Origin of the sequence: Vulcanococcus limneticus LL, assembly GCF_002252705.1 — a bacterium.
GTDB lineage: Bacteria > Cyanobacteriota > Cyanobacteriia > PCC-6307 > Cyanobiaceae > Vulcanococcus > Vulcanococcus limneticus.
In genome coordinates this window covers 36,075-45,961 of sequence record NZ_NQLA01000025.1, presented here as the reverse complement: position 1 = coordinate 45,961, position 9,887 = coordinate 36,075, and the positions used below count along the sequence as shown (strand labels likewise).

Annotated in this window: 8 protein-coding genes; 1 reads left to right on the top strand and 7 read right to left on the bottom strand. The window is 66.2% G+C overall.

Annotation, left to right across the window (positions count from 1 at the left end; translation table 11 throughout):
• Window positions 1-41: 41 nt before the first annotated feature.
• Window positions 42-1,115, top strand: a complete 1,074-nt coding sequence (locus tag CJZ98_RS10965) for an acetate/propionate family kinase (protein ID WP_094591169.1) — start codon at window positions 42-44, stop codon at window positions 1,113-1,115.
• Between the two features lie 44 nt (window positions 1,116-1,159).
• Here the strand turns inward: CJZ98_RS10965 and CJZ98_RS10960 are convergent, their stop codons facing one another.
• From CJZ98_RS10960 to CJZ98_RS10930, 7 genes are all read right to left on the bottom strand, one after another.
• Window positions 1,160-1,579, bottom strand: a complete 420-nt coding sequence (locus tag CJZ98_RS10960) for a tellurite resistance TerB family protein (protein ID WP_094591168.1) — start codon at window positions 1,577-1,579, stop codon at window positions 1,160-1,162.
• A gap of 53 nt (window positions 1,580-1,632) precedes the next feature.
• The gene (locus tag CJZ98_RS19100) at window positions 1,633-1,770 is read right to left on the bottom strand and encodes a hypothetical protein (RefSeq protein ID WP_232756399.1); all 138 of its coding nucleotides are present in this window, start codon (window positions 1,768-1,770) and stop codon (window positions 1,633-1,635) included.
• Between the two features lie 513 nt (window positions 1,771-2,283).
• Window positions 2,284-3,246 (bottom strand): IS5 family transposase, encoded by a 963-nt coding sequence (locus CJZ98_RS10950; protein ID WP_094591167.1) that lies wholly within the window; start codon window positions 3,244-3,246, stop codon window positions 2,284-2,286.
• Between the two features lie 175 nt (window positions 3,247-3,421).
• Window positions 3,422-5,371, bottom strand: a complete 1,950-nt coding sequence (locus CJZ98_RS10945) for an NAD-binding protein (RefSeq protein WP_094591166.1) — start codon at window positions 5,369-5,371, stop codon at window positions 3,422-3,424.
• Between the two features lie 518 nt (window positions 5,372-5,889).
• Window positions 5,890-6,510: a Mo-dependent nitrogenase C-terminal domain-containing protein gene (locus CJZ98_RS10940; protein ID WP_094591165.1), complete on the bottom strand. Its 621-nt coding sequence runs from the start codon at window positions 6,508-6,510 to the stop codon at window positions 5,890-5,892.
• Window positions 6,511-6,659: 149 nt separating this feature from the next.
• On the bottom strand, window positions 6,660-8,831 hold the full coding sequence (locus tag CJZ98_RS10935) for a PhoX family protein (protein ID WP_094591164.1): 2,172 nt from the start codon (window positions 8,829-8,831) through the stop codon (window positions 6,660-6,662).
• Window positions 8,831-9,883: an esterase-like activity of phytase family protein gene (locus CJZ98_RS10930; protein ID WP_232756398.1), complete on the bottom strand. Its 1,053-nt coding sequence runs from the start codon at window positions 9,881-9,883 to the stop codon at window positions 8,831-8,833. Before CJZ98_RS10930 ends, CJZ98_RS10935 begins: the two co-directional genes overlap by 1 nt.
• Window positions 9,884-9,887: the final 4 nt, after the last annotated feature.

Here is a 9,887-nt window from a genome sequence, read left to right as displayed (position 1 = left end):
GCCCTTCCCGATCACCATCACCTGCGACATGCCCTGAGGCCATGGCGCCCCCCGAACTGGTGCTGGTGCTCAACATGGGCAGCTCCAGCGTCAAGGCCGCCCTGATCTGGGCGGGCGGCACCTGCAGACCTTGGCACGGCGAGCAGGCCCTACAAGGTCGCCCCGTGAGCCAGGTGCTGGAGGTCTGGCTGGAGCCCGCACTGGCCGCCTGGTGGCCGAGCATCCGCTTGGCGGGCCACAGGGTGGTGCACGGCGGCGCGGATCTCATCGCCCCCACCCGCCTAGGGCCTGCGGTGCTACAGCAGCTTGAGGCCGTGGTTCCCCTGGCTCCCCTGCACAACGGGCCAGCGCTTGAGGCGATCCACTGGCTCACGGCCCAGCGGCCCCAGCTGCCCCAGTGGGCCTGCTTCGACACAGCCTTTCACTCCAGCCTCACCCCGGCTGCATACAGCTATGCCCTGCCCCGCAGCTGGCGCGAGCAGGGCCTGCGCCGCTTCGGGTTCCACGGGCTCAACCACCAACATGTGGCCGCCAGCGCAGCGGACCAGTGGCGCGCGGCCGGCGGGGAAAAGCTGCCGCGGCTGGTGAGCTGTCACCTGGGGGCCGGCTGTTCGCTGGCCGCCATCCGTGAGGGCCGCAGCGTGGACACCACCATGGGGTACACGCCGCTGGATGGACTGGTGATGGCTAGCCGCAGCGGTGCGGTGGATCCAGGGCTGCTGCTGCACCAACTGCGCCAGGGGATCAGTCCCGGCCTGCTCGATCAGGTGCTCAGCCAAGAGAGCGGTCTGCTGGGCCTCTCGGACCTCAGCGGCGACTGGCGGGAGCTGCGGAGCGCGGCGGCCGCCGGCCACAGCGGTGCCGCCCTGGCCCTGGATGTGTTTCGCCACAACCTGATCAAGGGCATCGGCGCCATGGCCGCCAGCGCTGGCGGGGTGGATGTGGTCGCGCTCAGCGGCGGAATCGGCGCCAACGACCGCCACCTGCTGCGGGAGCTCCAGGAGGCCCTGCACTGGTGGCCGGCCGTCACCTTTCTGCAGATCCCGGCCGACGAGGAGGGGATGATCGCCCGCCTTTGCTGGCAGGGGGAGGCGGAACTGACCAATGGGCGATAGGCATGCCCGCATGAGTCGGGCTATCCCAGCCCTGCGGCCGAGCATCAAAGGCAATCGCGGTGCATCACCTCACAGACCTCGAGAATCTGGCGGGTGCGGCTTGGCTCCAGTGACATCAGATCCGCAAGAGCAAGAAGAAACTCTTGCTCAACTGCTGCGACCTTCCGATCGCAGTGGATCAACTGACAGACAAGAGCAAAAGCCGTTTCCTGCTGATCCAGATTCAGTTGTGGAACAGCGGCTGCAATCAGCTCCTGCCAGCTCTCTTCCCGCAGACGCTTCAGCAGGCCTGAAATCAACATGCCAAAGGCATAGGGTTCCATGGCTCGATACGCAGCACGGCTGAGGAGCTGCTGGCGAATGACCTCAGCCTCCTCTGTTGCAAACGTCTGATCACAGCAGATGGCCGCCAAAGGAATGGCTGCAAAGGCTTGCATAGGGGTCAGGTCGGCGAGAGCGGGCATGGCAACAGAGGCATTCACCACTGCCAACCTGACGCCGGCAGGCTAAGGAAGGGTTAACGAGCGGCCGGATCCCGTAAATCCCTGAGGCGTGATTCAAGCGAGGCCAGCAGCTCAACGGCAAACATGGGCAGGGCTTCCTCGGCGAAGAGAAACAGCTCTTGATTGATCACAATCAGCTTGGTCGGCTCCATGGCAATCGCCGTGCCCTGGTGGGTGTGCCCTTGTTGAACCACGGCTCCCTCGACAAAACAGCGACCCGGACCCAGCAGCTCGCAAGGGGCACAGCCTGCCAGGACAAGCCCACACGGCCTTCCAGTACGCCGTAGAGGCAGTCACCGGTGTCACCGGAGCTGAACATCACATCACCCGTATTGAGGTCTTGAATCCGTGCACGGGGCTTGAGGGCTAGCAAGCTTCGCAGAATCAGCGTGTCACTGGACTGAGTATCCATGGGAGCGACGCCTGGCCAGCAAAGGTACTCGCCAACCTAGGACAGTTAGGATCATTGGTAGTTAGGGAAGCTCTGGGCAACAGGGAGTTGGGCGGCCTCTGAGCAAAGAAAGTGGTGGATTCCGCTTTCTGCTTTGCTTTTCGGCTGTTCTGAGTCTGTTCAAGGTCAATATCTGACCCCTTTTGGGCTTATCAGCCCTGCAGAGTGAGCCCATCTGGGCACATGATATCCCTGTTTACGCTGTTGCCAGCAATTATCGACGGGCCAGGAACAGATTCGTTAGCGCAGCAATCACATTGACCTTGCAGCGGTTCTTGGTCATGCCCCGCAGCCGCGTTTTCTGAAAGCCGAACTGCTGTTTGATCACCCGGAACGGGTGCTCAACCTTGGCGCGGATGTGGGCCTTGGCTGCCTCCACCAATTCCAGTAGCCGGCCTTCCGGGGTGTCGGGTAATACTCTCCGTTTGCCTGGCCGCATCGCGACGCGGAACTCGACTGACTTGCCCGCCATCTCAGCGCGCTTCTCGATTCCCTGGTAGCCCGCATCGCCGTAGGTCACGTCCTCATCACCGTGCAGCAGGTCAGCCGCTGCGGTCAGGTCATGCACATTGGCGGCGCTGGTCACCACCGAATGGATCAGGCCGGTGTCCTTGTCCACGCCGATGTGGACTTTCATGCCGAAGTACCACTGGTTGCCCTTCTTGGTCTGGTGCATCTCCGGATCGCGTTTGCCAGCCTTGTTCTTGGTGGAGCTGGGTGCCGCGATCAAGGTGGCATCCACGATCGTGCCCTGCCGCATCGTCATGCCCCGCTTGCTCAGGTGGTCTTTGACCGTCTCAAAGATCTGCTCACCAAGCCCGTGCTTCTCCAGCAGGTGGCGGAAGGTCAGGATTGTGGTCTCATCAGGGATCCGGTCACTGATCAGGTCGATGCCAGCGAACCGTCGCATGGTGGGCACCTCGATCAGGGCCTCTTCCATGGCGGGATCGCTGAGCGAATACCACTGCTGCAGCAGGTGGATCCGCAGCATGGTGGCCAGCGGATACGGGGGGCGCCCGCCCTTCTTGCTGGTTTTGGGGTAGTGGGGCTCGATCCGCTCGATCAGTGCCTGCCAGGGCACCACCGCCTCCATCTCCGCCAGGAACTTCTCCCGCTTGGTCAGCTTCTTGGCGGTGGTCTGCTCGTAATCAGAGAAGCCGAGCTGTTTGCCGCCCATCAGCCCTTCCCTGTCCTGCACTCACAGGGCCATTGTCTCGCAATCGGGCTTGGTTTTCCAGAGTCTCCTTAGGAAGAGGTCATGATGCCGGTGGGCTGAAAGACGGGCGACAGGAACAGTGCTGGCGCGTCCTCGTCAACAACTGAACGAGATCTGCTCGGTACGGCTCCGATCTTCAGATACCACTACTCGCGAGTGCATCACTCACCAGCTCACAGATGACACCCTGGCGCTGAAGCTCACGACTCAACAGGTCGCAGATTTCCTCATCCAGCGGAGGCGTGAGGCACTCCTCACCATCCAGCAGGCTGAGCACATGGGCTGGTGAGCAACCGATCCAGCGGGCCAGACTGTGCTGAATCTCAAACCGGCGATCAAGGGCACGCCGGTGCGCGAACTTCAGGCGGAGCCGATGACGGGGCGGCACAATCGCAGCGAGCTCGACGCGCCGCAAGGTCTCAGCTGTGGCGAGAACCACGAGCTGATCCCCTGCTGCGACAACCAGTTCGGGGGCTGGCAAAAGGATGGCCTCCGAGTGCTGGGCCCGCTTCAGGGACACAATCGTAAATCCGTAACCGTTCTCCAGGCGAGCCAACCCCAGGCCGCAGAGGCTGTCGTCGCTGTCAATGCGGTAGCGCACAATCAGAAGGTTGAGTCCTCGAACCTGGAGGACGCCTTCCACCCGTTCTCCGAAGGCCGTGGCTACCACGGCATCCGCCACCAGATCGACGGTGGAGATCACGGCCAGCCCGCCAAGCAGCTCTCCCAGCTGCGCTGAAGCACCGAAGGCATGGGCCAACACGGCAACTCTGGCTCTAGGCCAGCGTTGCTGCAAGGCCAGGGCCTCCTGCAGGTTGTGGAGCAGATCGGTGGACAGCAGACCAATGGCGGAGACATCCCGGTCCGCCAGCGCCTGGATGGCACGATCCAGTTGCTCGAAAACCAACGCATGGGGCTCGCCAACATCGGTGGCTTTGCCAACAACACGCACAACGGAATGCCCTTGACGCTTTAACTGAGAGCCGACTTCTCGGGCCAAGTCATTACCCTCGACCAGCAGCACCGGCTGCCTGTCCCGCTCGGTGAGACGGGGACGGCTGTACCCCAATCGTTCGCGCAGTAGACGCTCCAGCATGACTGCCACGATCGCAGATGTAATGAGTGTTCCGACCAGCGAATAAATCAGGGTGATGATCACCAAGCCAGCATTGGGAGCGCCGGCCGACAGGTCACCACCGAGAAGCACGTTGACAGGATCAACGTACTCTCCCTTGAGCAGAGCAAGGGTAATGAATAACCCCCGCGTCCAGCCTTGAAAGCGGGCAAAAATGTGCACCCCAATCCATAGCAACAGCACGAGGACAAGGATGGCCAGCTGCTGGAGTGGCGAGCGCGACCTCCAGGCCACCAGGCTTCGCGTTGGCAGCCAACGCAGGTTTCGAATGCATCGCTTCCAGACGCTCTGCCAACGTCGATCTGGCGTTGCGGTGCGATGCAGAGATCTCGGTTCGAGCAGGACCGGCAGCGGGCTGGCGAGTTCCTGCGGCAGGCGAATCGGTTTCTCCAGTTGGCGGTCTCGCCGAAGGGCCTGCCGCAGCAGATAGGTCTCACCGTCAATCTCCAGGCTGGCCGGGCCGGTTCCTGGACGTAGGGCCGTGGTGACAGCCCCGGCACAGAGCAGAATCGGATCAATGACAGCGATGCCAGGAAGTCTCTGCTCCAGGAGGGTGCCGAGACCGGCCTGCTGACTGGTGGAGCGCACCACAATCTCGGCCGAGGGGTTCAGCAGCCTCACCTGGAGGGCAGCCTCGAAATTGGCCGTGCTGTTGGAACTGAGAAGGAGAACTGCTCGGCAGTGCTGAACGGATGCCTCCTCCAGCACTCGGGGGAAGCGCATATCACCAATCGTGAGGGTGGCATCCAATTGCTGTTGCAGTGATGGATCTCGCCAGATCGGTTGGATGAGATCCAGACAGCGCAGGGGTACCCCAAAGCGCAGCAAACGCTGAAGACAGGCCTGACCGAGGGCCCCGAGACCGCACACCAGCACGGGCCCCTCACCCGGCGTCAGCTGGCTCAGATCCGTCAGAGCAGGAACGCCGGGAACCACCAGCGTTGTAGCCATGCAACCGGCGCTGACCTGTGATGTGGGACACAACGCTCAGGCGATCCCCTGCATAGGCCATGCAACCCGGCTCCGGCGGGATCTGGGCGGGTGGATTGGCTACCCCCTCTGTCAGGCGACATCAAAAAACGGAACCAGTAGCGACCCGACAACGGGAGCATCCGGGGCGCGGCACGCGAGGGCCTCAGGCGGAGCACGGACACCACCCACAGGCCTGGGCCCCTGCCTGCCCCACCGGCGCTCTGTGGATCGGCTTCGCGCAGCCCTCCTCATGGTCCGGGGTGGCCTCAAGGGCTTTGCAAGTCAGCCGGACTGGTGCGTTGACTGCTGATCCGATCGAGCGATGGATCAAGGCCCGCTCCAAGGAGCACGAGCTGGTCTCCCTGGCGGAGGCGATTCCTCAGACGGAGGGGAACCCCACCCTTGGTCGCAGCCCAGAAGGAACTGACCGTGAGGCTAAGGACCTTTCACCACCACGGGCGCGCACACCCAGCGCCTCCCTCCGCCAGTTCTGCCGTTCAGTCATAAGCGGTAGGGTCTGCCGTGGCAGGCGGCACGTCCTCTCCCTCGAGGAAGCAAAGGCAGCGAAACCGCAGGCCCATCAGCTCGTCATAGAGGGGATTGACTTTGCACATCGGTGGGATGTGGCCCACCTTGCGGCCCAGAATCACCACATCCCGCTCAAATGGGCACTGGGCCGGAATCAGCTTCACCAGCAACTCGGCCACCGCCGGGTCGTGGGGATGGATGGCATCGAGCCAGTGGCGTAGCGGGTCGAGTAGGTGGTGATTGGGATTGGGGCTGTCGCCGCAATCGCTCTCCAGCTTGCCCACCAGGTCCTCGCCCACCGCCAGCAGCTGGCTCCAATGGCGCAGCAGCTCCACCTCGCGCTCGCTGAGGTAGCCGTCTGCCAGCGCCAGGATCACCGCGCTACGCAGGAACTCCTCGGCGATCGAGGTGCCAATTCCCAGGCGATGGCAGAGGGCTGCATCGCCGGGCAGGGGCAGCTGCTCCAGGCTCTCGCCAGGGAGTTCAGCCGCCAGCAGCACCTCAAGCTGGCTCTGCTCAGCCGCGTCGATCTGGTCATCCGCCTGGGCCAGTTGCCGCAGGGCACCGAGCCAGGCGTGCCGCCGGGCCATGGAGGCCTGATCGGCACCAGAGGGTGCACACTCATCACCCACGCGGGCTGCTGTCATCTCCGGGTCCACGCAGGCGTGGAACGCATGGGGGCAGGGATCCCTGTGATCAACCTACGCAGCCCGTGCTGGGGCTGCAACGGCTCCGGGGCTCAGACCTCCCTCTTCCGCGCATCGGGGGCGAGCAGCGCCGCACCATCCACCCGGCGGATCGCCACGACACCGGGGCGCGGGTTCCGGCCGGGGATACCGGATGGCCAGTTCGAACCCAGAGGCACCCTGCGCAACTGTTCGAACGGCTGACCATCACGGCTTTTCAAGGTGTGGGCCTGGAACTCTTCCTCGCCCCTGTGGTGGGTGGCGCTGTCTTCCCCGGGGTGCTGGACGGCCAGAAACAGCGTGGTTTCCGTGGTGTCAAAGCACGGCCCGGTGAGTTCACACTCCATCGGCCCGGTTGCAAACAGCCCCGCCCCACCCGCCGCTGGACCGTCGGCCGGCAGCACCCAGCAGCTGTTGTTGCCGAACACATCCAGGGCGCTGCTGCTGCTGGCTCGGTCCGTGACCATCCACACGTTGCCACGGCTGTCGATCGCGAGGTTGTCGGGATTGGAGAAGCCCATGCCCCCCTGCCAGGGGGTGCCGCCGGTGGCCACCATCCGCCAGCGGAAGCTGGTGTCGCCGTCCTGCAGACGCATCACCCAGCCATAGGGCCAGCTGGTCTGACCCTTGGGGCCCTGGAAGATCGCTGGGTCCGCCCGGCCGTCGCCATCGGAGCCGGCGGCGGTGAAGGTGATCAGCAGATCGCCGCTGCTGGGATCGATCTCGGTATCTTCCGGCCTTGCGGCTGCTGTGGCACCGACGGCATTGCCCGCCAGGTGCGCGTCGATCAGGATCGCGCCCAGGCGCTCCTCGCCGGTACCGGGGTAGAGGTCGGCGAGGGTGCGGTAGCGCTGCAGATAGGCGTCGACGGCTTCATCGCTCCCGAGGGCTTCGGCGCCCGGTTGGCGCCGGTCGCTGTGGGGCAGCAGGGTGGCCTGGCTAAGGCCACGACTGGCGTAGTGGCTGGGGCGCATCGGCGCCAGGGGCGTGTCGGGACTGAGCGGGATCCAGCGCCCGCTGCCATCGGGGCTGAACCGGGCCACCTCGAGCCGCCCCTGCTCCAGCAGCCTGGAGTTGGCCTGGTCAGCGGGATCGCGAACGATCCCGGCGCTCACGAAGCGGTACACGTGTCCGCCGTGGCGGTCGCAGCCGGAATACACCCTGAGCGGTTCACCGGCCCGGGCCTGCACCGCCACAGCCTCATGGCGGAAGCGGCCCAGCCCGGTGTGTTTCACGGCCGGCTGCCCGGGGCGCCGCGGATCCAGCTCCACCATCCAGCCGTACTTGTTGCCGGCCAGGCCGAATGGATTGCCCAGCCCCTCCAGGCGCTCGCCATCGAAGCGGAAGCGGCGTTCGCCCGGGGCGGGTGAGGAGCCGTCGGCGAACACCCGGTCCACCACATGGGTCTGGTAGTTCTCCTCGGCCGAGAGCACCGTGCCCCAGGGGGTCTGGCCGCCGGCGCAGTTGGCGAAGGTGCCGATGATCCGATCCCCAAGACCGTCGTCGTAGCCGAGGCGCTGCCGCCGTTTGAATACGGCGGCGGCCGGCCCCGTGCAGCGCAGCTGCTGGCCAGGCTGCTGCCAGCCGCTCAGGCCGGTGATGCGCCGCTCCAGCGGGCCGCTCTGGTGGCGCCACTGGCCGCTCGCATCGCGCACCAGGGCCGCCACGCCGATGCCGAGGTCGTCCATGGCGGCGGTGGCCACCGCCAGCACCAGGGTCCGCAGGGGATCCTGGGCCGCCAGGGTGTGCACATCCACGCTGCCGCCACGGCTGGCCAGCGCCTCCCGCAGGGCCGCGAAGGGCAGCTCGGTGCCCATCACCTCGGCGTAGCCCTCGCACCAGAGCCGGGGGCTGATGTATTCGAAGTTCACCGTCAGCAGGGCCGTGTCCGGATTCAGCGGCGTGAAGGCCAGATAGTCGTTGTTGAACCCGAAGCGCCCCTGGGCGAGCCGATCCCCCCAGCTGAGCAGCAGCTCGCTGCGGTAGCCCTCGGGCACCACAACCCGGTCGTCGAGGTTGATGCGGGCGTAGTGCTGGCGCTGCTGGGCAGCGCTGAGGCCATCGGTGGGCAGGGGGATCGGTCCCCGGATCGGTTTGAAGGGCAGGGGGCCGGCAGCGGCAGCGGTGTTGCGGCGTGGCGAGCCGGCCAGGGCGGGCACCGTGGCCGCTCCGATCCCGGCGGCCCCGAGGCCGAGCAACTGAAGCAACAGGCTGCGGCGGTTCATCACGGGGCGGGGCAGGGACCGGGGCGGTTGGCGGTGAGCAGCGCGAGGCGGTTCGCCTGCAGGGGGTTGAGGTTGTCGTCGCTCGCCAGCAGCAGGCTGGGGCGACCGTCGGGCAGGGGCGGACCCAGGCTCAGCCCTTCCCAGTTGTCGGGGCTGAGGCCCATGGCGATCAGATCCCACTGGGCCAGGGCCTGCACGGGGGCCGTGCTGCCGGCCGGCGGCAGCGGGTAGAGCGCCAGGCGGATCTGCCAGCGATCCGGCGGCTCGAAGCGCCGCAACAGCCCCAGCAGCCGGCCGGGCTCGGGAGCCAGCAGATCGGTGAGGCCCCAGCCCTCCCCGTGGGGCAGCAGCAGCGCGCCCTGGGGCTGCGGCTGGGGATCAACCCGGGCTGGATCGGCGCCGGCCGGCCACTGCCAGCGCAGCAGCCGCACCTGCTGGGGCGGGTCCTGCAGCAGGGGCTGTTCGGCGGCCATCAGCAGGGCCGGCGGCCGCGAGCGCTCCGCGCTGCCCAGCAGCAGCAGGGATTCGGGGCCGGCGTTGCTGGCCAGCCCCTGGCCCTCGCCGGGTTGCCAGGCGTCCGGCAAAGCGATGGCTGAGATCAAGTCGCCGCTGGTGGCGGAGAAGCGCAGCAGCTGGGGCGGACGCTCGCGGCTGCGGCGGCCCTCGCTCGCCACCCACCAATGGTCGCCGAGCACCACCAGGCCCTCCCCGTCCAGCGCGGCCGGAAGGGCCTCGCGGGGGCCACTGCGCAAGGCCGTGATCTGCTGCAGATCCAGCCCCCCGGGCCTGCTCAGCCCGCTCCAGCGCAGCACCGCGCCGCTCGGCAGATCACTGAGCAGCAGCAGGCTGTCTGTGGCGAGGTGGTACCGCACCGCGGAGAAGCCGCCGATCGCTTCGCCAGCAGGGCTGCGCCTGGGGAGGCTGATCTGGCGGTCTACCTGCCAGCCGGCTGTCATTGGGCAGGGAAGGGGCAGGGCGGCAGCGACGTCTGCCCTGGCGAGCCCCGCCAGGGGGAGGGCCAGCAGACCGATGACCGCAGGCGTGAAGCTCACGGCG

Bases quoted from the DNA above. Each gene is read 5' to 3' on its own strand.
- CJZ98_RS10945 (WP_094591166.1), bottom strand. From the start codon at position 5,371: ATGGCTACAACGCTGGTGGTTCCCGGCGTTCCTGCTCTGACGGATCTG.
- CJZ98_RS10960 (WP_094591168.1), bottom strand. From the start codon at position 1,579: ATGCCCGCTCTCGCCGACCTGACCCCTATGCAAGCCTTTGCAGCCATT.
- CJZ98_RS10940 (WP_094591165.1), bottom strand. From the start codon at position 6,510: ATGGCCCGGCGGCACGCCTGGCTCGGTGCCCTGCGGCAACTGGCCCAG.
- CJZ98_RS10950 (WP_094591167.1), bottom strand. From the start codon at position 3,246: ATGGGCGGCAAACAGCTCGGCTTCTCTGATTACGAGCAGACCACCGCC.
- CJZ98_RS10965 (WP_094591169.1), top strand. From the start codon at position 42: ATGGCGCCCCCCGAACTGGTGCTGGTGCTCAACATGGGCAGCTCCAGC.
- CJZ98_RS10935 (WP_094591164.1), bottom strand. From the start codon at position 8,831: ATGAACCGCCGCAGCCTGTTGCTTCAGTTGCTCGGCCTCGGGGCCGCC.
- CJZ98_RS19100 (WP_232756399.1), bottom strand. From the start codon at position 1,770: ATGGAGCCGACCAAGCTGATTGTGATCAATCAAGAGCTGTTTCTCTTC.